The sequence below is a fragment of the Paenibacillus plantarum genome, assembly GCF_013141695.1.
Taxonomy (GTDB): domain Bacteria; phylum Bacillota; class Bacilli; order Paenibacillales; family NBRC-103111; genus Paenibacillus_E; species Paenibacillus_E plantarum.
This window is the reverse complement of sequence record NZ_WHNY01000040.1, coordinates 88,484-110,222: the sequence shown is the minus strand read 5'-3', so window position 1 is coordinate 110,222 and position 21,739 is coordinate 88,484. Positions and strand designations below refer to the sequence as shown.

Here is a 21,739-nt window from a genome sequence, read left to right as displayed (position 1 = left end):
CGACAACCCTGTAAAAAACTTTAACTCTGAATAAACATCGGTATTTAGTATTTCGACAGTCTAAAGCGGTTACCCGGTAAAGGATCATCTAAGTACTTGCCAAAATAGGAAGCAGGAAAGTTGCATATATGTAGTCATTTTGCAACTTGAATAATGTTAATCACAATGATATATTTAGATTATTAGGAAATCATCTAAATATAAAATAATAATGAGGTGAACAACAAGAACGATGCATTAAAAGCCTTATCCGACCCTATTTATTGTGAAAATTTCTCATTTTGGAGGCACATACTTTTGAAAACGAATTCTACAATCCCCTTAAAAGTGATCTCGGCTATGCTGGCCTTAACCGTCAGTCTCCCGACCATCTCAAGTGCTGCGTCAAATAAGACGCTGGTGGTTACTCCGGCTTCACATGTCCAAATTGCTGCTGACCGTTCAGCGCAAATCGTACCCTTACGTGCAGTTGTCGAAAAGCTCGGTGGAGAAGTGTTGTGGGACGAAACCAGCTCGTCTGTAAGCGTCAAGTATCTCGGACATGCATTATCCTTGAAAATAGGGAGCAATGAAGCCGTAATCGACGGCAAGGCGATTACATTGCAGTCGGCGGCGCAGCTCGTAGAAGAACGCACTAATTTTCCTCTTCGTGCTCTCAATGAAGCACTCGGTACCACAATCGGTTGGGATGACCAAGCCCAAGCCATCATCTTTGACAAAACGGATCTCACAGGCAAAGCGACAGCTTTTATTGCCTCCGCTTTGGGCTCATCGACAAACAGTTCGACGCAGTTTTTTAGCGCCAATCTGGGGTCAGTTGCTACGGCGGAGAGTATCAAACAATTTTTCGGAAACGTAACAAGTCAACTTGGAAGTTATAAAGGTGTAGCCAAACTCACGTCCGACAAAACCATTGTACACGAAAATGTGAGGCTCACACTCACTTTTGAAAAAAGCGAAATACCTTTCGTCCTCAGATTTAATCATGGAGGAGAGATCGATGACTTTTTGCTCGATTCTTCCGCAGCAATGAAGCTAGAAGGTTATAAACTGCCGAGTTATGCGAATTCGGAAACATATAACGAAAAGGAAGTGATGATCGGTGAAGGTCGCTGGGCTTTACCTGGCACACTGACGCTGCCGACAGGAAACGGTCCACATCCTTTAGTTGTGCTCGTACACGGATCGGGGCCGAATGACCGCGACGAGTGGCTTGGTGCGCTGAAGCCGTTCAGCGATCTAGCAGTAGGCCTGGCTTCACAAGGTATTGCCGTTCTGCGTTACGAAAAACGAAGCCTTGAATATCCGGCGCAGCTCAGTCTTTTGCCAAATATGACGATGAAAGAAGAAGCGCTCGACGATGCGCTTACCGCCGTCAATCAAATGAGCAACACCGAAGGCATCGATCCGAAACAGATATATGTACTCGGGCACAGCCAAGGAGGTTTCATGATGCCGCGTCTTGTGGAAGCGGATATAGATAAGCAAATTGCAGGAACTGTGCTAATGTCTGCGCCAGGCGGCTCCTTTTTCGACTTATTGGAGAAGCAATTTTCTTATCTCGTAGATCTGAAACAGATGCCTCCCCAATCGTTGGACTTTTATAAAGGGCAGTTTGCCATCTTGAAGGACCCTAACTTGTCCACGGCCAACCCTCCGAAAGAATATTCACTCGGATATTGGTTTATGGACCTACGCGGCTATGAGCCCGCTGAAAAGGCGAAAACTCAGACAGGAAAAATGCTCGTCCTACAGGGAGGGCGCGATTATCAAGTCATGCCGGAACAGCTTGATATCTGGAAGAACAACTTGAAAGATCGGAAAGACGTTACTTATCGCCTGTACCCAAAACTCAATCACTTCTATACTGAAGGAGAGGGAGCCATGAGCACGCCTCAGGAGTACCTCAAGCAGGGTAACATCCCGTCCGAAGTCATCAATGACATCGTCAATTGGGTTAAAAACAAATAAGGTTGCAGAAAAGTAAATGAAGAACTAACAAATAAACCACCCGGATTCAATAATATGGACCCTCTGTTAATTATTCATCAAGTCAGCGGCTGCCAGTAATTCGGCAGCCTTAGCATTTAGATACGCTTATGGCAGAGCTATACGCTAATGCTTATGAGATATTGGCGTTTAAATATTGAAGCGCTATTGCAACTGCATAAGCTCCTTCGCTTCTCCCAAATCTTTTCTCGCATTATTCATCATCACATTGCCAAAAAGAAAAACTTGATACGCAATCGAATTAACGCTATTATAGACTCATAAAGTCTTTAATGGAGGCATGTTATATGAAATATTCACAGGCGACCGACTATGCCCTTCATGCGATGCTATATCTGGTTAACTCCGGGCCTGACAAGCCTGTTGGTGTGCAAATGCTTGCTGAGAAGCTAAACGTTTCTCAGACTTATCTATCCAAGTTGATGACGAAGCTTGTCAAAGCTGGTTTGATTCAGTCTTCACCTGGCGCTAATGGTGGCTATCGCGTCAAGCATAATCAGCAGGACATCTCGTTTCTCGATATCATTCGTGCCATTGAAGGAATTGCTTCACTGTTTGAATGCAGTTTCAATCATGGGAGTGAATGTCAGATTCAACAAGTTGTGATGGATGCTGAACAACAGTTGGAGCAATATTTGGCTAGTAAGAAAATAGCGGATTTGGTTAAGCCCGCAAAGACGGAATAAGATCCGTCCTTTTTTTAAGACCTATTATAGATATTAAGAGTCTATTAAGTCTCTAATAAAAACGAGCGAGAGGAAGATGAATATGAGTATGAATTATGATTGTGTAATTATTGGTGGAGGCCCTGCAGGTCTGAATGCAGCATTAGTACTAGGAAGAGCAAGAAAGAATGTGCTAGTGATTGATGAGCAGCGACCTCGTAACAGGGTTACTCGCGAATCACATGGTTTCCTTACACGTGATGGTATTGAGCCAAGCGAGTTTCGGCGGATTGCCATTGAACAGATTCGCGCATATCCATCCGTCGATTTTGTGTCCGATGTAGCAGTGTCGATAACAGGAAACGATGGCGATTTTCAAGTCACGACAGCTCAAGGGGAGAGGTACCAAGGTAAAAAGGTGCTTTTTGCCATAGGTAAAAAAGACGTTCCCTTGGATATAGATGGTTTGACTGAGGTATATGGCAAGAGCGCTTTTGTTTGTCCGTATTGTGATGGTTGGGAACTACGGGATCAGCCACTTGTGCTCATCGTGAATGGAGCCAAGGCGCTTCACCTTGCGAAAATGATCTCCGGTTGGACAAGTCGGTACACGTTATGTACGAACGGACCTGACGGGATGTCAGATACTGAAAAAGAGGAACTAAAGCAACATAACGTACCGATCTATGATTCACCGATTCGTTCCATTGTTTCGAAGGAGGGCCAGGTTCAACACGTTGAGCTAGTTGATGGAACCCAACTCCCTTGCACGGGAATATTCTTTGGTCCGAAACTGGTGATCGGATCAGATCTGCCGCAAACAATAGGTTGTGCGATGACGGAAGCGGGAACGGTCGTCGTAGATCAATTCGGTAAAACAAATGTTGCAGGTGTATATAGTGCTGGCGATGCGGCTTCGGAGATGTATCAAGTTATTGCTGCTGCTTCCTTAGGTGCGTTAGCTGGCATGAGCATTAACGGTGAACTGCTGATGGAGAATTGGCATCAAGTGAGTTTACAGTAAATAGGCAAGAAAGAATGGAGATGGTCACATTTGAAGGATAATGTAACAATGAATTCGGAAATGGCTCAAGTGTATGAAACGAACGCGCGAGTCTCGATACCGACGTATGACGCATTATTTGGGATGGTTCAATCTTATTTCCGAGCTGAATTAAGCGGAGAGGGCGCTTCGGTGCTGGTCATCGGCGCTGGAGGAGGAAACGAACTCTCCGCATGGGGGCCTTCTAACCCGGAATGGACTTTCACGGGAGTGGACATTTCAGAAGAAATGCTTAAGATTGCACAACATAAAACAAACCAACTTGGCCTGTCCAATCGTGTGAAACTGATTCATGGAACGATTAACGATTTGCCCGAGGATACCGCGGTATACGATGCGGCTAGTTGCATATTGGTTCTTCACTTCATCGATAATGTGCAAGAGAAGCTGGATCTGCTCAGAACCATTCATTCGCATTTGAAACCAGGAGCTCCATTTGTACTCGTTAGTGCCTATGGGGATCGTGATAGTACCGAACTAAAGGACAGATTACATGTTTGGGGAAGCTTTTGGTTGGATGCAGGGAGAGCACCTTCCAAAGTCAACGAGATGGTCAATACAGGTATTATGAAAATTTCATTCTTGCCTGAAAAGCAAATCGAAGGGTTACTGCAAGAATCCGGCTTTACGAATATTACGAAGTTCTTTGTAACAGGACTTTTTGGAGGATGGATTTGTCATGCAGCAGGAAGTAATGGAGTAGGCATCGAATCTGAAGTGTAGTTGGAATTCATACTAATGGAAAGCGTGCCATTCATCTGATCGATCCCGCGGGTGTTCTCTGGCATTTCACTGAATAAGAATTGGATATGGAGGAGAAATCATTGCACATTCGAGTTCTGGATGAACATGATGCATGGATGTATCAAGAATTAAGATTGACTGCGCTGCAAAACAGTCCTGAAGCATTTGGATCAACGTATGAACGAGAAGTTCAATTTACGATGGAAATGGTAGCTGATCGTATTAAACCCAAGAAGGATACGTTTGTACTTGGTGCATTTGATGATCGTGGTACGCTAGTTGGTTCCGTATCTTTTGTAAGAGAGAGCAGTCTGAAGACAGCGCATAAAGGTAATGTTTATGGGATGTATGTGGCTTTGAATCAGCAAGGACAAGGTTTGGGGAAAAGGCTAATGGTTGAACTTATTCGAAGAGCAAAAGAATGTGATGGCGTTGAGCAAATCAACTTAGCGGTCATGTCACATAATGAAGCAGCGAAGAAGTTGTATGTCTCTCTTGGGTTTAAGGTTTATGGTGTGGAACATCATGCTCTGAAATATAACGGTACGTATTATGATGAGGATTTGATGGTTCGGAGATTGAATGAAGAGGCATAAAGTGATGGTTCTGGTTTCAAAGGGAACGTAGATACGCTATCTTGTCGATATTAGATGAAATTGGATACAAGAGGAACGTAGATACGCTATTTGCCTAATTTTCGTGACATTTGGCATTTTAGAGCTAAATAAGGCATTGTCGTTCCCCTTAGCAGCACCATTCGCACATTTATCCGCAAATAGCGTATCCTAGTTCCCTTTTCATGCTAATCATTCTGACGTAGAGCTAGATGGAGCGAATTGATTAGAAAACATCCGGGAATATGTTCCTTCTTGACTCATTAATGTGTTGTGACTGCCTTGCTCGGCGATCTTACCTTGATCAATAACCATAATCGTATCCGCATTCCGGATCGTATTCAGACGGTGAGCAATAATGAAGCTTGTGCGCCCCTTCATGATGGAGAGGAGTGCTTCCTGAATGTGAAGCTCTGTCCGCGTATCAATGCTGCTCGTTGCCTCATCCAGGATAAGAATAGAAGGGTCGGCTAGAATAACGCGAGCTATCGCAAGCAACTGTCGCTGGCCTTGGCTCAAATTCCCGCCATTCTCAGAGAGCGGCGTATCGTATCGCTTGGGCAACCGACTAATGAAAGTGTCGGCATTTGCCAGTTTAGCAGCTGCAATTACCTCCGCATCTGTGGCCTCAGGGTTGCCGTATTTGATGTTTTCCTTAATCGTACCGGAGAATAAATACGTATCCTGCAGCACAATGCCAAAACTACGGCGAAGAGAGCTGCGGGTATAGGATTTGATATCCCGACCGTCGATTAAGATCGTTCCACTTGTCGCATCATAGAAGCGAGTCACGAGATTCACGATTGTCGTTTTACCTGCTCCTGTGGGTCCAACGAGCGCTAGGCTGCTGCCTGCTGCTGTCTCGAAGCTAACCTCTTTAATAATCGGTCTATCCGGCCGATAACCGAAAGTGACGTCCTGGAAGGTAACGTGACCAATCGGTTTCTCCAAATCTACGGCTCCTGGTTCATCCTCCGCTTCTTCTGCTTCATCTAACACTTCAAATGCACGTTCAGCCCCAGCTACACCAGACTGTAGCACATTATAGGTGTTCGCAATCTCATTGAGTGGTCTCACGAATTGGCGCGAATAGCTTAGGAAACTTGCAATGACTCCGACCGTAATATGACCTTTAACAGCCAAAATACCGCCGACGATGGCAACGGAAGAGAAGCCAATATTATTGATAACACCAAGGATAGGCATCAGAAAACCGGACCAAATTTGCGCTTTTAACCCAACCGCATACAATCGATCATTTACGCTGTTAAACTCTTGAATCGCTTTCTGTTCACGATTAAATGCTTTAACGACAAGCAGGCCGGAAATCGTTTCTTCGATATGACCGTTCAGTTTACCGAGCTGTGCCTGTTGCTCTTTGAATAGCACGCTGGTACGTTTGGTAATTGTTTTGGCCAGCAAGAACACAAGTGGAACCGTAATGAGCGTAGCTAGCGTTAGCGTGGGACTTAAAATAAGCATCATGATGAAAGAACCAACAATAGCAATAGAGCCTGTCATCAACTGTGTGGTTGCTTGCGAGATCGAGTTGCTTACATTGTCGATATCGTTCGATAGTCGGCTCATGACATCACCATGGCTGCGTCCGTCGAAATAAGCAAGGGGCAGCTTCTGAAGCTTCGCAAACATCGTTTGGCGAAGTCTCCGCACGACTCGTTGTGCGAGTCCAGCCATAACCCAGCTCTGCATAAAGGTAAGTCCGCCGTCTGCAATGTAAGTGGCAATCAGAACAATCATCACCACGTCGAGAACGTTATAATCAACTACGCCTCCGGCCATAGCATCAACGGCGACACCAATGAGATAGGGGCCAGCTAAGGTTAGGGCAGCATCTGCTAGAATAAACAGGAAGACGATGGTCAACCACTTTCGTTCTGTACCCATATAGGACCAGAGGCGACGCATGGTATTTTTAAAATTTTTGGGCTTCACCTTAGGAGCACGTCCGCCACGACCCAATGGGCCAGTGATCATCGGGACGTCAGGTGCTTGTTGTCGCGAGTTATCATTCGGTTTTGACATGATCTGGCAGCTCCTTTCCGAATTGGGAGTGACATATTTCCATGTAGATACGGCAACTTGTCATTAACATCTCGTGTGTGCCAATGCCTACGATTTCACCATCGTCCATGACGACGATTTTATCCGCATCCATGACGGAGGTAATTCGCTGTGCAATAATCAAACAAGTCACGCCTGCGGCAAATTCCTTAAGTGATTGTTTGATTTTCGTCTCAGTTGCAGTATCTAATGCACTTGTGCAATCATCGAGTATCAGAATGTCAGGTTTACGAATAAGTGCGCGAGCGATGGATAACCGCTGTTTCTGTCCTCCGGACAAGTTCACACCTTTTTGCCCCAGCCTCGTTTCATAGCCTTCAGGGAATGCTGCAACGAAGCCATGCGCTTCTGCCATAATCGCGGCTTGTTCAACCTCTTCGTGCGTAGCATGCTCATGGCCCCAACGCAAATTCTCTTCAATCGTGCCGCTAAACAGAATGGTGTTCTGAGGCACGATGGCAATGCGATCACGCAGCTTGTAAGGTTCTAACTCGCGTATATCCACACCGTCCACACGGATTGAGCCGGAACTCGCGTCATAGAAGCGGGGAACGAGACTCACAAGGCTGCTTTTGCCAGATCCCGTGGAGCCGATGATACCGATTGTTTCTCCAGGGAGGCATGTTAGGTTGATCTGTTTCAATATAGGTTCACCAACAGCTCCATCATAAGAAAATGATACATCCGTGAAGTCGATTCGGCCACCAGGACGCTGAACAGGCAGGGCAGCGGTATCGTTCCATGTCATTTCATTAATTTGACTGAAAACTTCACCGATCCGAGTAGCGGAAGCTTTGGCCCGAACAAACATATTAAATACCATTGAAATCGTCAACAAGGCAAACAAAATTTGCGTCATATAGTTGACGAACGCTACGATATGACCAACTTGCATCTGATGCTGATTAACCCGCCAGGCACCTAGCCAAAGCACGGCAACAATTCCAAAATTGACAGTCAGCAGGATGGAGGGGTTAAATATCGCGAGCAATCTTGTCACCTGAATCGACTTGTCCTGATAATCGATATTGGCTTGCTGAAACTTGCCGGCTTCATGATCAAACCGATTAAATGCTTTCACGACACGTATGCCGGACAAAAATTCTCTTATCACACGGTTGACGTTGTCCAGTGCTTTCTGCACGTTAACGTATCTAGCAAAACCCACCTTCAAATTCAATGCCACGAGCACACCAACGAGCGGAACCACGATAAGTAAGACAACAGCCAGATGCATATTCAGCCTTATTGCCATAATTAAACTACCAATACATAAGATAGGTGCTTTCACAAAAATACGCATGAGACCATTCACAAAATTTTGTACCAATGTCACATCATTCGTTAACCGTGTAATTAAAGAGGCGCGTTCGAATCGCTCGATATTGGTGAAAGAAAGCGATTGTATCTTTTCAAATAGATCCGCTCTAAGTTCCGTGCCGAATTTCTGCGATACATGGCTGGCGACAATATTTCGAGTCGAAGCCGCGACGGCTCCGAACGCGGTGATGAGCAGCATCAAACCTCCCATGCGTAGCACATAATCAAGCCGTTTCTCCGCAACGCCAACGTCCAGAATGTGGGACATGATGGTTGGTTGCATTAAATCCGCAAGCGCTTCCAGCATGACGAAAAACACAGCCACCAGAAACAATTTCCAGTGCTTCCTGATATATTTCTTCATAAAAATCATTGGTGCACACGCTCCTCTTCCCGCAGTCCATAGTCATCCTTAGTTACTAGCAATTTTATAACGGAAGCTATTTCACGTGCAATACATGGTTACCAATATCCACATGATAAATCAGAGGTAGGATTGGTATAATGCGGTAATTTTAGATAGAATATAGTTAATTCTAGTACGCTATAACGATAGTGAGGTGTTGAAATTGGACATGGTTGAAATACCAGCGGGAGAAGTCGAGTTAAGAGACGATCGTAGAAAAATCAAATGGACAGCTGAAATACGACCGTTTCTTCTTGCTCGCTATCCTGTAACTGTAGGCCAATACGATACGATTAATGAGCAAATCCGCCATACGAGTGACGATGAGCTTAAGCCGGTTGTTAATATTTCTTGGCATGAGGCTATATCCTTCTGTAACTTACTTTCGCAGAAAGAAGGACTGAAGGTATGTTACTCGGTCAGTTCCGATGGTGAACAAGTGATTTGCGATTGGGAATCAAATGGGTATAGACTTCCTACTGAAGCTGAATGGCAATATGCCTGTAAAGCAGGGACGACAGGTTACACGTATGGTGAGCTTGATAAGATCGCCTGGTTTGAAATTAATTCAGAGGGCAAAGTCCATGAAGTAGGAACAAGGGAACCGAATCCATGGGGTTTGTACGATATGCTGGGAAATGTTTGGGAATGGTGTTGGGATGTGTATGATGAAAAAGTATACGGCTCCTATCGCATTTTTCGTGGCGGCAGCTGGGCTGAAGAGGAACGGGGTTGCGGGGCAACCTGTCGTCGTCGAAGCCATCCAACATTTTGCATAGATGATCTTGGATTTCGTGTTGCAAAATCTTTCTAACTAAATCATACAAATTCGAATTGGAAAGGTTGTGAGTATCATGAGTCAAGCGTTGATTGCTGCGGTTGAGCGGAATGATATGGCAGAATTACAACGACTTCTGGAACAAGGGGTCAACTTAAATGAGCAAGACAACAGAGGTAGGACGGCTATCATGGCAGCAACGCATGCCAACAATCCTAAAATAGTAGAGATATTGATCGAAGCGGGGGCAGATATCAATTTGAAAGATGCGCTGCAGGATAATCCATTTCTTTACGCAGGTGCCGAAGGACGTCTTCAAATATTGAAGCTACTTATCGAGGCTGGGGCCGACACGAAACTGACGAATCGTTACGGCGGGAATGCCCTCATACCAGCAGCAGAAAAAGGACATGTTGAAAATGTAAATATGTTACTTTCAACGACAGATGTGGATGTCAACCACATTAACAATTTAGGTTGGACTGCATTACTTGAAGTAACAATATTGAGCAATGGCGGACCTAATCATCAGCAAATTACCAGACTGCTCCTCGACCATGGTGCGAACGTAAATATTGCGGATCGGGATGGCGTTACGCCGCTTCAACATGCGAAGCGAAATGGCTTTACAGAAATTGAACAAATATTGATAAATGCAGGAGCGTAATAATAATGAATCACGAACCGAACCCCTTCCGAATTCCGTGAGAGGAAAAGTATAGGGGAACAGAACCGTTCAAGGTTAAGTAAACTTGAGCGGTTTTTTCTGTTTGTTTACGGGTATCCATACCAAATTTTCAAAACTGAATAGAATAGTAGGGATACTAGAAAAGTGAAGGAGAGATAATAGGATGAAAAAAACACAAGCTGCCAGATTAGAAAATCAGGTGTATTCAAATCGTGTTGCAAGATCGGAATTCGATAACAATTGGAAGGCAAGCGTGACGAGGAGTGGTTATGTTGTGTACACAGCTACTAAGAATAACGCAAAGATTCTCGTGTTATTAACCACGGGTTTAAGAAAACTGATTATTTTTAATCGGGGTGGACAAGTACTTGTCGGCTCGGGTGGGGTAAGCCATTATAGTAAACCGCATAAGGCACAAGATTTGAACTAAGCAGGTAGAGCGCAGGAATGAGCGGAGAACGAGGAGATAGTCGGAATAATCGACTATCTCTCCGACGCATACATTGGACAGTCTGTAAAATTATCAAAAAAGTAGTACAATTGAACTTAGCATTACACGATGAACAAGAAAGGTGCAGTTTCATGGTAAGTAGTAGAATGAGTATTTCGGTTGATGAATTTTATGGAAAAGCCAAAAGGTGGAAGGATGAATTCGGGGAATTAAGAAAAATTATTCAGGCGTGTCAACTGAACGAAGAAGTGAAGTGGGGTTGTCCTTGTTACACGTTTCAGAGTAAAAACATCGTATTGGTACATGGATTTAAAGACTATTGTGCGGTTCTGTTTTTCAAAGGCTCGTTGTTACAGGATGCCAATGGTGTTCTCATCCAACAAACGGAGAATGTCCAGGCAGGGCGCCAGATGCGATTCACGAATGTTCGTGAAATTGCTGCAATAGAATCGATGCTGAAAGCTTATATCTATGAGGCGATTGAAGTTGAAAAAGCCGGTGTAGAAGTTACTTTCAAGAAAAGTACCGAGTATAAAGTACCTGAAGAATTACATAGTAAATTTGAAGAAATGCCTGCGTTGAAAACAGCTTTCGAAGCGTTGACACCTGGACGGCAAAGAGCCTACTTACTTCATTTTTCGGAACCAAAACAATCGAAAACCCGGGTTTCAAGAATTGATAAGTATGAGCAGCACATTCTCGAAGGCAAGGGATTACAAGATTAGCCTGTCACACGGTATTACTTTCCGACATATTCGCATATGATTCGTTATGAACCGAATAACTTAAAGGCTGGGGAGTGGAAGGCAAATGTCTTTTTTTGATAAAGTTAAGCAAGGGGCATCGGAAGCGGCGAAAAAAGCACAACAAACCGTGGAAATAACGAAATTCAAGACGCAGGTTTCATTGAAAGAAAGAGAAATTGATAAAATTTACAAAATTATCGGTGAATCGGTTTATACATCCTATCTCTCCGGGGACTACACACAGGTGGAAGCCAATGTTTCAGAGTATTGCATAGGTATTGCTCAAATCAATCAAGAAATTAGTGAGCTTGAGCAGAAGATTGCCGAGGTTCGGAATGAAAAAGAATGCACATGTGGTAAAGTTGTTGCGGCAGACACCAAGTTTTGTTCGTCATGTGGCCATCATTTTGTCTAAGTTGATGGGTGGGCAAGGGAATAGGGCAGTTTTCACAGAGAATGCTTCTGTGAGAACTGCTTTTATTTTTGGTTGGTCATCATCCTATGCTATGATAGTGAAAAACAGGAAAGTAATGGAGGCATAGACGATGGCGGAGCTTCTTCAAGATCCGATTGTTAAAGTTGAAATGCTGATTCGAAAACCAGTTCAAGAGGTGTTTGAAGCTTTTATCGATCCTGAAATTACGTCGAAATTCTGGTTTACCCAGGGTACTGGCAGATTAGAGGCTGGATCACAGGTGCAATGGCATTGGGCTATGTATGGGGCAACCGCAGATGTCGAAGTCAAAGAAATCGAGGTGAACAAGCGGATTTTGCTGGATTGGGGCACATTGGTCGAGTGGACCTTTACGGCTCAAGCAGATAACGAAACTTTCGTGACCATCACTGACTCAGGTTTCAAAGGCAGTCCGGATGAAAAAGTGCAACAAGCGCTGAATTCAACCGAAGGATTTACGATTGTTTTATGCGGATTGAAAGCGTATCTGGAACATGGCATTCGCTTGAATCTTGTTTCGGACAAGGCTCCCTACGCACATATTTCCTAATCCTCGCTTGGTAAGGAGCACGTATATGAAAGTCATTCGTAAGACGAATCGTCTGTCACTCGTTCAACTAGACGCATCATCCTACAAGTTGGTTGTTGATTACTTTTTGCGCAATCGTGAATTTCTCGAACCCTGGGAAATGGTGCGGGACGAGTCGTTTTTCATTGCGGAGTTTCACGCAGACTTGTTGGAGAAAGAGATGAAGCTGTTCGAGGATGGGCAACTTTTCAAAGTATGGATGCTATACGAAGATCGCATCATTGGATCGATTGCACTGAGTAATATCGTGCGTGGTGCGTTCCAATCGTGCCATTTGGGCTATCGGATGGATGGCGACCTGCTCAATCGGGGGCTGATGACAGAGGGCATCGAAGCTGTTATTGCTCATGCATTTGAAGAGATGCAGCTGCATCGGATTGAAGCGAATATGATGCCGCGCAATCAGGCATCCATGAAGGTTGCTCAGAAGCTAGGCTTTTATGAGGAAGGCTTGGCGATCAAATATTTGAAAATTCATGGCGTCTGGGAGGACCATATTCATATGGTCCTTCGAAATACGGCGATGGAAGTGTAGAATAGGACGAGTATTTAGCAGGTATAAGTTCAGATATATGTGTGAAGATTGGATTAGATGTAAAAAGTACAGCTAATTTTGCTGGAAAAAGCGAAATTTACCAATTAGATGTAAAAACTCCAGTTAAATTTAACCAATTCCTCAGAAAGCGAGAAAATGGTTGAAAATAGCTGGAGTTTTTCCAGTTATTCACCAGAAGTCGGCGATTTACTATAAAATAGCTGGAGTTTTTCCAGTTATTTAAATTTCGACGAGGGTGGACGGCGAGTTGGACGACCTATTCTTCTGATAACGCGTTGCAACCTGCGCCAGATAGGTATGAATCCAAGCGTCGACAGTTTCGGAGTTTAGACAGTTTTTGCGGAAATGACTAGGTGGTGTTCCCATTTCTCTGGTAAATACCTGTGTGAAATAGTGGATGCTTTCAAAGCCGGTATCCTCGGCAATTTGTTTCAATGGGATGTCTGTGTAGCCGAGTAGATAGGCGGCTCTTTTGATTCTTTCCGTTTTCACGATAGACGGGAAGGTTTGGCCCAATTCATCCGAGATCAGACGGGAGAGCTGTCGTTCAGACAAGTGGAGGCTTTGCGCCACGTCACTAAGCGCCATTTTATGAGAAAGATGGTCCTGAATATAGGCCTTGACCTTCTTGAGTGTGCCTTGCAGCTCCATATCAAAAGTAGACGAACCCGCATCACCTGAGCGGCAATGCTGCAGAAACAAGGAGATACAACTGATGACCAGCGTATACGCTAGTTGTTCAATCGTTTCTTTGTAGCGATCACCCGTCTCTGAAGCTTGGATGAGAAGTGCCTGCCAGATGAGCATGGGAGCTGTTCCCTCAGCATTCGGTATGAAAAGATGCGGATAAGCGCATAACTGGCTAAAATCCTGCATGAAAGCCTCACTCGATTCAGATGCGACTGGCTCTAATGCAAAAAATAATAACAGCATGCCTTCCTCGCTTTGGATGGAATGGCGACTTTCGGGCTTCGAGCAATATAGAGTCCCTGGCCGAAGCGGGTAGGTAATGCCATCGTGAAAGTAGTGGCCTTCTCCTTCGACAACGTAGCAGATTTCAAAAAAAGAATGTGTATGCGGACGATTGCCCTTATGCTGCGGTTTCGCACCCCAGTAATGAACGAATATGGAGGCGGAGGCACCTTGCAGCTGAACCAGATTTTGGTTGAGATACAAGTTACTACGCGAGTAAATGGATGGATTCAACACGCATGAGGGCTCCTTTCAAGTAGACTGAAGTTCATTATATCATGGATTTTTTGAAAAAAAGCGGCATGTTTTTACAAAGACGAAAACGTCTTCATTTTCTATACTTACTTTCATAGGCACGTAAGAAGTTGAAAAGGAGCTGTTAGTAGTGGGCAATCATGTGAACATTTCACTCGCAGGCATCATGGGCTTTCCGGTAACACCATTTGATCTTCAGGAGCAAATAGATGAGAAAGCTTTACAAGCTAATATTCATTTTTTGGTGGAAAATGGCTTGGATTCCGTCTTTGTATGCGCGGGTTCTGGCGAATATCAATCCTTGGATATCAAAGAGTATGAGCGAGTAGTCACTGTTGGCGTTGCGACGGTTGCAGGCAAAGTACCTGTATTCGCAGGGGCTGGAGGCAATATTCGAGAAGCGGTAGAACGTGTGCAACTTGCAGAGAAACACGGTGCAGACGGATTATTGTTGCTCCCGCCTTATTTGATCATTCCCGAGCAAGAGGGCTTGTTTAACTACTATCGGACGCTGGCACAGAGCACAAGTTTACCTGTCATTATCTATCAGCGTGATAACGCGATTTTTACCTTGGGCACATTGGAAAAACTGGCTAACTTACCTAATGTCATTGGTTTCAAGGATGGATTAGGCAATTTTGAGCTAAACATTGAATTCGTACAATCGCTCGGTTCAAGGTTACAATGGATGAATGGGATGCCGCTTGCTGAATTAACGATGCCAGCCTACTCGGCACTAGGCTATCTATCCTACTCATCCGCGATTTCCAATTACATTCCGCAGGTTTCGAGAACCTTCTATACTAGTTTACTTGCTGGAGATCAGGCAACTGTCAGTTCCATCTATCAAGAAGTCATTTTACCGATCCACCGGATTCGTCAATTGCGCAAAGGCTATGCCGTTTCACTGATTAAAGCGGGCATGAACATTGTTGGATTGCCTGTGGGTCTCGAAGTTCGAACTCCGCTAGTTCAAGTGGAACGTGAGCATTATGTACGATTGGAATCTATTATTAAACGAAGTTTAGACCTGGTCGCGATCGCCAATAACGGTTAGGAGGAAAATATCATGATGAAAGTATCCATTCAAGTTCCCACCTGTGAATTATCGGATAGCGATTTGAGACAAATGTGTCAACTCGGAGTTGATTGTATTGATTTTACGCAGGGAGGTTCTTTCCCAGGCGTTCGTGAGCAGGGATTTCCGGATCTTGATCAACTTTTACAGCTAAAACGCAGAGTTCGTTCACATGGGATGGAAATTAATCGGGTGACGCTGCCAGATATGTCGAGTAGTTTCATGTTGGAGGAGCCTGGCTCGGAGATCCAATTAGAGAACGTCAGTAACGCGATCAAAACCTTCGGCGAAGCTGGGATTACGCTCGTTCGTCAGCGTTTTGCAGGGGATGTATTTCCTTATATGGCAGAGGAATATACAGCTGTACACCGAGGTGGAGCGCTAGTACGTGGAGAGTCTTTGAAACGCAATCTGGACAAACAACCTCCTACGGTGGAGCAATTGAATGCTTGGTGGAAGCGATTTGATTTAGTTTTCGGGAAACTGGTTCCACTTGCAGAAGACTATGAGATGAAATTAGCTGTACATCCATCCGACACGCCATATCATAACACACCATTTGGTGGACTTGGTTTGAATCGCGTCATCGATAGCTTCCCTAGCAGGAACGTTGGCCTTGTCTATTGTGTAGGTACACGGGGAGAAGCAGGCGGAACGCCGCTAGTTCTTGATGAAATTTATCAGTATGGACGCAAAGATAAGATCTTTCTTGTTCATTTCCGCAATGTGCGGGGGAGTCTGGCAACAGCTGGTGCGTTCGAAGAGGCAATGTTGGATGATGGACATATGAATATGGCGAAAATATTGCTCGAACTCCATAAAGTCGGCTATAACGGCTGTATTAATCCAGATCATATCACCTCGCTCGAAATGGATCGTTCACCGTATCGAAGTACAGAAACCAAGATGAATTGGGTTGGCTGGGCTTATGCGATTGGCTATGTAAAAGCGCTTTTAGCGGCATTAACGGAGTTTAGAGGCGGGAGAGATTAATATGGGTGAAATGAAAACATATTTGAACCATATCAATGGAGAATGGGTTGCGTCTTCCAGTGGTGAGGTCGAGGGAAGTATTAATCCAGCGAATCGACATGAGATCGTGGGCTATGTGCAGAAATCGTCCAATGCAGATGTGAATGAAGCTGTCGTGGCAGCGACAGCAGCGAAGTTGGCTTGGCGTAAATGTTCCGGTTCAGCACGTGGCGATTATTTGTACAAAGTTGCAGATAAGCTTGAGCGGCGATTGGACGAAATTGCTGAAATGATGACGCGTGAAATGGGGAAAACGTTCCCTGAGGCCAAAGGCGAAACAGCAAGGGGTATCGCGATTCTGCGTTATTATGCTGGCGAAGGCATGCGGAAGACAGGTGATGTGATTCCATCAACGGATAGTGCGGCTTTAATGTTTACGACTCGCGTGCCCTTAGGCGTTGTGGGTGTGATTACACCGTGGAATTTCCCCGTAGCTATTCCGATTTGGAAAATCGCTCCCGCATTAATCTTCGGTAATACCATTGTGTTCAAGCCTGCTCAGGAAACCGCCATTACGGCAGCTCTTGTCATGGAATGCTTCGAAGAAGCGGGTATTCCTGCAGGTGTAGTTAATATGGTAACTGGTCAAGGTGATGTAATTGGTCAAGCGATCGCTGATCATCCGGACATCCACGGAATTACCTTTACAGGATCGGATCGTATTGGGAAAATGGTTGGACAAAGCGCACTCGCGAAGGGTGCGAAGTATCAGCTGGAAATGGGTGGTAAAAACCCGATTATCGTGGTCAATGATGCAGATCTGGACCTCGCGGTTGAGGCAACGGTGAGTGGTGGCTTACGATCAACGGGGCAGAAATGCACAGCAACTAGCCGTGTGATCGTACAAAGTGATGTGTATGATGTGTTTAAAATGAAGCTGCTTCAGCGTATTAAGGAAATCCGGGTTGGGGATGGCATGGAGGCATCTACTTGGATGGGGCCTTGTGCGAGTGAGAAGCAATATCATACGGTACTATCCTATATTTCCAAAGGGATTGAAGAGGGTGGGACCTTGCTTTGCGGCGGGGGTAAAGTGCAAGATGAGGCGCTAGATGCAGGCTATTACATTGCGCCTACGGTATTTGAACATATTACAAGTTCGATGACCATCGCGCAGGAAGAGATTTTCGGACCTGTTCTTGCCTTAATTAAGGTGGATTCCTTCGAGGAAGCTATTCATATTGCGAATGATGTGAAATTCGGACTTAGCGCGTCGATATTCACGCGGGACTTCTCGAAAATGCTAACCTTCATGCACGATATGGATGCAGGCCTTGTGCGAATCAACGCCGAAAGTGCGGGTGTAGAGCTGCAAGCCCCATTCGGCGGCATGAAAATGTCGAGCTCTGGCTCCCGGGAGCAAGGGCAGGCAGCTATTGAATTCTACACAGATATCAAAACTGTGTTTATAAAGTCTTGAGTGAGAGCCAGTTGCTAACGCAACTGGCTTTGCAATTGTAGATCAACTTGGCAGTATACCTCGTTGTGTTAACCCGCAAACGTATGGGTAAATATGTAAAATAAATGAGAATCTAAACTGAATTGATTATACGAATGAAAGCGCAGGACTTACTTATTTTTCAAATACTTCTTCGCATAGGAGTGCGGAGTTTCTCCCACGATGTCTTTGAACACTTTGAAAAAGTAACTATAATTGTTGAAGCCGATACGATGATACATTTCTTTGAACTTCTGGTTGCCATTCTCAATATATTGCTTGCTGAGCTCTATTTTGAAATGATTGATGGATTCGGTGAAGCTCCTGCCGGTTTCCTCTTTGAATATGCGGCTTAGATAGGTGGGAGTAATCCCGATTGTGACTGCTGCTTCCTCCAGAGTTATGCCCTGTAAATAATGCTCATGAATCAGCTTCATGGCTTCTTCTACGTTTTTGGAATATTTCCCTTGGGTCTGCAGCCGTTTGATGTCTTCGACGAGTCGATGGTAAAGGGCTTTGATCCAAATCTGGATTTCAGGAACATGGCTACTTTTAGGCAGGCTACTGTCTGTAGTCACGGAAATCCAGTGCACGTCAGCACCCATTTTTTTGCCCACGCGGTGAGCCAGATTGATCATTTCTTCGATAAGAAAGGTGAGCTGAGGAAACCCGCTGGATCGAGCCAAAAAAGCAATAAACACTTCATCAATTATGGCATCGATTTGGGAGGTGTTGCAAATGAGAATGGAAGCAAGCAGCTCTTTCTCTTGACGGATGGTAAGTGCCATCATTGGCGTGGAGCCTATAGAATTAGCTTGATTTGACGTGTAGCCTGCAGGAGAAGCAACTGCTAAGCCTTTTCCACCGCCTCCCGTACCAGCAGCTCGAACAGCTGGTTCAATCTGTGAATGTGTGAGCTTGCGATCCATCGCATCACATGCGTGCCGATAATAGCTGGGCAGCTTGTCGATCTGATGGCAGACTGGACTATGTCCGAAGGCAACAGAAACTGTATAGATCATCTGCAGGGTTTGACTTATCTTGTCAGCGAAGGTTTGAATCGATTGCAGGATTGGCGTTTCGCTCCGGTATTCTGGATAAGATAAAATAAAGAGGAGCGAGCCATGCCCTGTGTAAGCAACACAGCCTTTATGTACATCGCCGATTAGTTGTCGGCAAAGTTCTATAATGGAACGGATGAACATACTGCGATCCTCCCCTATATGCTTCTCGGCCAGCACAACGTTATGCAGCATTTGCATGACGAGGACAACTGTATTCTTCGCATAGGGCTTTAGAATCGCAACAGCGGTTTCATCTAGTAAAGCAGAACCCTCAGTTTGCGCTAGCTGCTGGATTACTGACTCCAAATCAGCGGTAGACGCTTTCCCTTTTTCCAACTTCCCTGCAGAGTCAAGCATATTTTCTGTATCTGGGCTTTTCCCGAGCTTATTCATAGCGCGTTCCAGTACATCCAGTAAGCTTTCTGGATCCAATCGATGCTTTAATAAATAGTCGACAGCCCCACTGTTCAGTGTGTCGCGGACATAGTCGAAATTGTCGAAATTACTTAAAATGATTGTACTCACGTCTTTGTTATGCTCGCTAACATATTGGCATAACGCAACACCGTCCATTAACGGCATATTGATGTCAATTAACACAATATGCGGTTGTAATTCCTTAATCAATTTGAGGGCTTTCAGTCCATCTTCGGCCTCCCCGCAAAGCACATACCCATATGCTTCCCAATCGATCATGGCACACAGTTGGTTTCTAGCCAGCAGCTCGTCATCGACAATCATGACCCGAGTATACAAGAGCAACACCCCTTTTTTTTATAGTTATTACGATCTATGTCTTACTGCTTATTCTCATTTCAGGTATCGTAAATTCCACCGTTGTATACATGCCCACCTCACTGAAGATAGCGATTCCGTATTCATTGCCAAAGGTTCTGCGGATGCGTTCATTAACGTTTTTCATCCCAATACCGTTGAAGCTTTCATCATGCTCGGAAGACTCCAAAACCCGGTCGATTTGTTCAGGTGTCATGCCGATGCCATTGTCTGTCACCTCGAACTTTACTCGATTGAGCTCGCTGTAGATGCGGACGGTAATGAACAAATTCTTGTCAGACTGGCCAAGGGCGTGAATCATCGCATTTTCAAGGATCGGCTGCAGCACGAGCTTCAGGGTCTGACATTCCAGAATATCATCCTCCGCCAGCAGTATGACCGTAATACGATCCAGATACTTGTATTTCTGAATATGAATATAGCTTTTTAAATAATCCAATTCTTCACGAATTGTAATAATTTCCTTGGTGTGGCCCAATGTCATCCGTAGTAATTCGATAAAGGAACCGAGCAATTCTTCGACATTTTTCACATTCTGCATGCGTGCCAAATTTTTAATTGTACCTAAAGTGTTATAGATGAAATGTGGTCGAATCTGAGCTTGCAAAGCATACAGCTCCGCTTCTCGTTTTCCTTGCTCCTGGATTTTTATTTCTTTCATCAGCGTCGTAATGTTATTCATCATCAGGTTAAAGCCTTCGCTCAAGCCGCCGATCTCATCCTTAGAGACTACATGAGGGCGTGCATGAAGATTCCCTTCCCGTACTTTCTTCATTGTAAAGCTGAGATGCTTTATATTTTTCGTTATCTGGCGAGAGAGCGCAATAGAAACAAGCAACACTGCAAAGATTACGAGTGCTACGATCTGCCCGATTTGGCTGCGAACTCTTGAGGCATCCTTTAGCAGGGCATTGTAGGGGATTAAGCCAAGCGTCAGCCAACCGGTTATGTTGGAATGATAACGAACCGCTAAATATCTATGGTTGTTAAGATCAAAAACCGAACTAGAAAGAGAGGTTAAGGGCTCTACTGATGTATAGAAGGGCGACAGTGGACTGTTCTGCAGTGTGGTTTGCATTTGAGCGTGCTCCGGTTGAAATATGAAATTACCTAATGGATCGGCCACATATAATAAGCTGCCTTCAACGGGATTGATCGCAAACATCTGCTCAATCGTGATTTTGTCAAAATCAATGATCACTACACCCACCGGGCGATTATTCTGGCGAATGATTCGAGTGAAGGATACGCTGCCGACTGCTGGCGCATCAATCAGAATTTGCTTGTCTTTGGAGGAGGAGGCGCTTTCAAACCAAGGCTGGTCTAGAATAGAATTGAAGATTAGCGAACCGCCAGTGTTGAATATTTTCCCATTCAAACCAATGATGGCAATACGCGAGATGGATGCCTTATAAGCGATTAAGGATAACAGGAAATTCTCTGTCTCCTGCTTCTCGCGGAAGCCTTCCAATGAAACAGGATCGTTAGAGCTCGTAATCGCATCTATGACATTAGGTTTGTTCGTCACGATCACCGTACTAATTTTCTGGATGTCTTCAAGAATTAATTCGAAATTATCATTCGCATGCTTGACCGAATCAGATACATAGATAATCGCATTTTTCTCGATGGTACGAGAGAAATTAAGGTAAGTGGTGACAGAAATAGCAGCAATCGAGAGCAGGACGATAATGCTGAAGGTAATGAATATTTTTGCTTGAATGCTGGAGGAATAATGGAGCAGGCTTTTGATGAACTTGAGGAACTCGGTTAAATTAGTTCTAGTCTGCTTACTCATGAGTGCAGCACCGCCTTAGGGGATTACTTGTATTCTAATGAATATAAGAGTGATCGTCAACGAATGGATGGATCTAATATGGTGTAAAAATTTTTGATGTTTTATTGCAGAAATTTAGCATTTTCCCAATTGGAACCCACG

The 21,739-nt window shown here is 44.6% G+C and carries 20 protein-coding genes; 15 read left to right on the top strand and 5 right to left on the bottom strand.

All coding sequences use genetic code 11. The features are described from left to right. Nucleotides 1-297: 297 nt before the first annotated feature. The 5 genes from GC096_RS12640 (at nt 298) to GC096_RS12620 (ending at nt 5,078) form a co-directional block, all read left to right on the top strand. Nucleotides 298-1,971 (top strand): alpha/beta hydrolase family protein, encoded by a 1,674-nt coding sequence (locus GC096_RS12640; RefSeq protein ID WP_171630584.1) that lies wholly within the window; start codon nt 298-300, stop codon nt 1,969-1,971. A 326-nt stretch (nt 1,972-2,297) separates the two neighbouring features. After that, a complete protein-coding gene (locus tag GC096_RS12635) occupies nt 2,298-2,696 on the top strand; it encodes an RrF2 family transcriptional regulator (protein WP_171630583.1) in 399 nt (132 codons plus the stop codon). Between the two features lie 82 nt (nt 2,697-2,778). Then, a complete protein-coding gene (locus GC096_RS12630) occupies nt 2,779-3,699 on the top strand; it encodes an NAD(P)/FAD-dependent oxidoreductase (RefSeq protein ID WP_376769496.1) in 921 nt (306 codons plus the stop codon). Between the two features lie 30 nt (nt 3,700-3,729). Next, nucleotides 3,730-4,461, top strand: a complete 732-nt coding sequence (locus GC096_RS12625) for a class I SAM-dependent methyltransferase (protein WP_246302728.1) — start codon at nt 3,730-3,732, stop codon at nt 4,459-4,461. A gap of 101 nt (nt 4,462-4,562) precedes the next feature. Next, a complete protein-coding gene (locus GC096_RS12620) occupies nt 4,563-5,078 on the top strand; it encodes a GNAT family N-acetyltransferase (protein ID WP_171630581.1) in 516 nt (171 codons plus the stop codon). A gap of 210 nt (nt 5,079-5,288) precedes the next feature. On the opposite strand, the gene GC096_RS12615 is transcribed toward GC096_RS12620, so the two are convergent. Together GC096_RS12615 and GC096_RS12610 are read right to left on the bottom strand one after the other, a co-directional pair. Continuing rightward, a complete protein-coding gene (locus GC096_RS12615) occupies nt 5,289-7,139 on the bottom strand; it encodes an ABC transporter ATP-binding protein (protein WP_171630580.1) in 1,851 nt (616 codons plus the stop codon). Next, nucleotides 7,123-8,871 carry an ABC transporter ATP-binding protein gene (locus GC096_RS12610; protein WP_171630579.1) on the bottom strand — a complete coding sequence of 583 codons (1,749 nt, stop codon included), beginning with the start codon at nt 8,869-8,871 and terminating at the stop codon, nt 7,123-7,125. Before GC096_RS12610 ends, GC096_RS12615 begins: the two co-directional genes overlap by 17 nt. 202 nt (nt 8,872-9,073) lie before the next feature. On the opposite strand from GC096_RS12610, the gene GC096_RS12605 reads away from it, so the two are divergent. The 7 genes from GC096_RS12605 (at nt 9,074) to GC096_RS12575 (ending at nt 13,145) form a co-directional block, all read left to right on the top strand. Continuing rightward, on the top strand, nt 9,074-9,718 hold the full coding sequence (locus tag GC096_RS12605; RefSeq protein ID WP_171630578.1) for a formylglycine-generating enzyme family protein: 645 nt from the start codon (nt 9,074-9,076) through the stop codon (nt 9,716-9,718). 40 nt (nt 9,719-9,758) lie between these two features. Continuing rightward, nucleotides 9,759-10,349 (top strand): ankyrin repeat domain-containing protein, encoded by a 591-nt coding sequence (locus GC096_RS12600; RefSeq protein WP_171630577.1) that lies wholly within the window; start codon nt 9,759-9,761, stop codon nt 10,347-10,349. Between the two features lie 184 nt (nt 10,350-10,533). Further along, nucleotides 10,534-10,800 carry a hypothetical protein gene (locus GC096_RS12595; protein ID WP_171630576.1) on the top strand — a complete coding sequence of 89 codons (267 nt, stop codon included), beginning with the start codon at nt 10,534-10,536 and terminating at the stop codon, nt 10,798-10,800. 152 nt (nt 10,801-10,952) lie between these two features. Further along, nucleotides 10,953-11,546, top strand: coding sequence for a YdeI/OmpD-associated family protein (locus GC096_RS12590; RefSeq protein ID WP_171630575.1), 594 nt, complete (start codon nt 10,953-10,955; stop codon nt 11,544-11,546). Nucleotides 11,547-11,631: 85 nt separating this feature from the next. Continuing rightward, nucleotides 11,632-11,982 carry a zinc ribbon domain-containing protein gene (locus GC096_RS12585; protein ID WP_171630574.1) on the top strand — a complete coding sequence of 117 codons (351 nt, stop codon included), beginning with the start codon at nt 11,632-11,634 and terminating at the stop codon, nt 11,980-11,982. Between the two features lie 130 nt (nt 11,983-12,112). After that, the gene (locus GC096_RS12580) at nt 12,113-12,571 is read left to right on the top strand and encodes an SRPBCC family protein (protein WP_171630573.1); all 459 of its coding nucleotides are present in this window, start codon (nt 12,113-12,115) and stop codon (nt 12,569-12,571) included. A 25-nt stretch (nt 12,572-12,596) separates the two neighbouring features. Next, entirely contained in the window at nt 12,597-13,145 is a 549-nt protein-coding gene (locus tag GC096_RS12575) for a GNAT family N-acetyltransferase (protein ID WP_171630572.1), read from the top strand. 240 nt (nt 13,146-13,385) lie between these two features. On the opposite strand, the gene GC096_RS12570 is transcribed toward GC096_RS12575, so the two are convergent. Beyond that, entirely contained in the window at nt 13,386-14,375 is a 990-nt protein-coding gene (locus tag GC096_RS12570) for an AraC family transcriptional regulator (RefSeq protein WP_171630571.1), read from the bottom strand. A 148-nt stretch (nt 14,376-14,523) separates the two neighbouring features. Between GC096_RS12570 and kdgD the strand changes: the two genes are divergently transcribed. The 3 genes from kdgD to gucD are packed head-to-tail and all read left to right on the top strand — an operon-like array spanning nt 14,524 to nt 17,923. Further along, on the top strand, nt 14,524-15,450 hold the full coding sequence (gene kdgD, locus GC096_RS12565) for a 5-dehydro-4-deoxyglucarate dehydratase (protein WP_312886256.1): 927 nt from the start codon (nt 14,524-14,526) through the stop codon (nt 15,448-15,450). Between the two features lie 12 nt (nt 15,451-15,462). Then, the gene (locus tag GC096_RS12560) at nt 15,463-16,464 is read left to right on the top strand and encodes a sugar phosphate isomerase/epimerase family protein (protein ID WP_171630570.1); all 1,002 of its coding nucleotides are present in this window, start codon (nt 15,463-15,465) and stop codon (nt 16,462-16,464) included. A 1-nt stretch (nt 16,465) separates the two neighbouring features. Continuing rightward, complete coding sequence (gene gucD / locus GC096_RS12555; RefSeq protein WP_171630569.1) at nt 16,466-17,923, top strand: alpha-ketoglutaric semialdehyde dehydrogenase GucD; 1,458 nt, start codon at nt 16,466-16,468, stop codon at nt 17,921-17,923. A 149-nt stretch (nt 17,924-18,072) separates the two neighbouring features. Here the strand turns inward: gucD and GC096_RS12550 are convergent, their stop codons facing one another. Next, nucleotides 18,073-19,761 carry a response regulator transcription factor gene (locus GC096_RS12550; protein WP_171630568.1) on the bottom strand — a complete coding sequence of 563 codons (1,689 nt, stop codon included), beginning with the start codon at nt 19,759-19,761 and terminating at the stop codon, nt 18,073-18,075. Between the two features lie 34 nt (nt 19,762-19,795). Continuing rightward, nucleotides 19,796-21,598, bottom strand: coding sequence for a sensor histidine kinase (locus tag GC096_RS12545; RefSeq protein ID WP_171630567.1), 1,803 nt, complete (start codon nt 21,596-21,598; stop codon nt 19,796-19,798). Nucleotides 21,599-21,739 lie beyond the last annotated feature (141 nt).

Bases quoted from the DNA above. Each gene is read 5' to 3' on its own strand.
- GC096_RS12590 (WP_171630575.1), top strand. From the start codon at position 10,953: ATGGTAAGTAGTAGAATGAGTATTTCGGTTGATGAATTTTATGGAAAA.
- GC096_RS12545 (WP_171630567.1), bottom strand. From the start codon at position 21,598: ATGAGTAAGCAGACTAGAACTAATTTAACCGAGTTCCTCAAGTTCATC.
- GC096_RS12600 (WP_171630577.1), top strand. From the start codon at position 9,759: ATGAGTCAAGCGTTGATTGCTGCGGTTGAGCGGAATGATATGGCAGAA.
- GC096_RS12560 (WP_171630570.1), top strand. From the start codon at position 15,463: ATGATGAAAGTATCCATTCAAGTTCCCACCTGTGAATTATCGGATAGC.
- GC096_RS12595 (WP_171630576.1), top strand. From the start codon at position 10,534: ATGAAAAAAACACAAGCTGCCAGATTAGAAAATCAGGTGTATTCAAAT.
- GC096_RS12575 (WP_171630572.1), top strand. From the start codon at position 12,597: ATGAAAGTCATTCGTAAGACGAATCGTCTGTCACTCGTTCAACTAGAC.
- GC096_RS12580 (WP_171630573.1), top strand. From the start codon at position 12,113: ATGGCGGAGCTTCTTCAAGATCCGATTGTTAAAGTTGAAATGCTGATT.
- GC096_RS12615 (WP_171630580.1), bottom strand. From the start codon at position 7,139: ATGTCAAAACCGAATGATAACTCGCGACAACAAGCACCTGACGTCCCG.
- GC096_RS12630 (WP_376769496.1), top strand. From the start codon at position 2,779: ATGAGTATGAATTATGATTGTGTAATTATTGGTGGAGGCCCTGCAGGT.
- GC096_RS12610 (WP_171630579.1), bottom strand. From the start codon at position 8,871: ATGATTTTTATGAAGAAATATATCAGGAAGCACTGGAAATTGTTTCTG.
- GC096_RS12605 (WP_171630578.1), top strand. From the start codon at position 9,074: ATGGTTGAAATACCAGCGGGAGAAGTCGAGTTAAGAGACGATCGTAGA.
- GC096_RS12585 (WP_171630574.1), top strand. From the start codon at position 11,632: ATGTCTTTTTTTGATAAAGTTAAGCAAGGGGCATCGGAAGCGGCGAAA.
- GC096_RS12635 (WP_171630583.1), top strand. From the start codon at position 2,298: ATGAAATATTCACAGGCGACCGACTATGCCCTTCATGCGATGCTATAT.
- gucD (WP_171630569.1), top strand. From the start codon at position 16,466: ATGGGTGAAATGAAAACATATTTGAACCATATCAATGGAGAATGGGTT.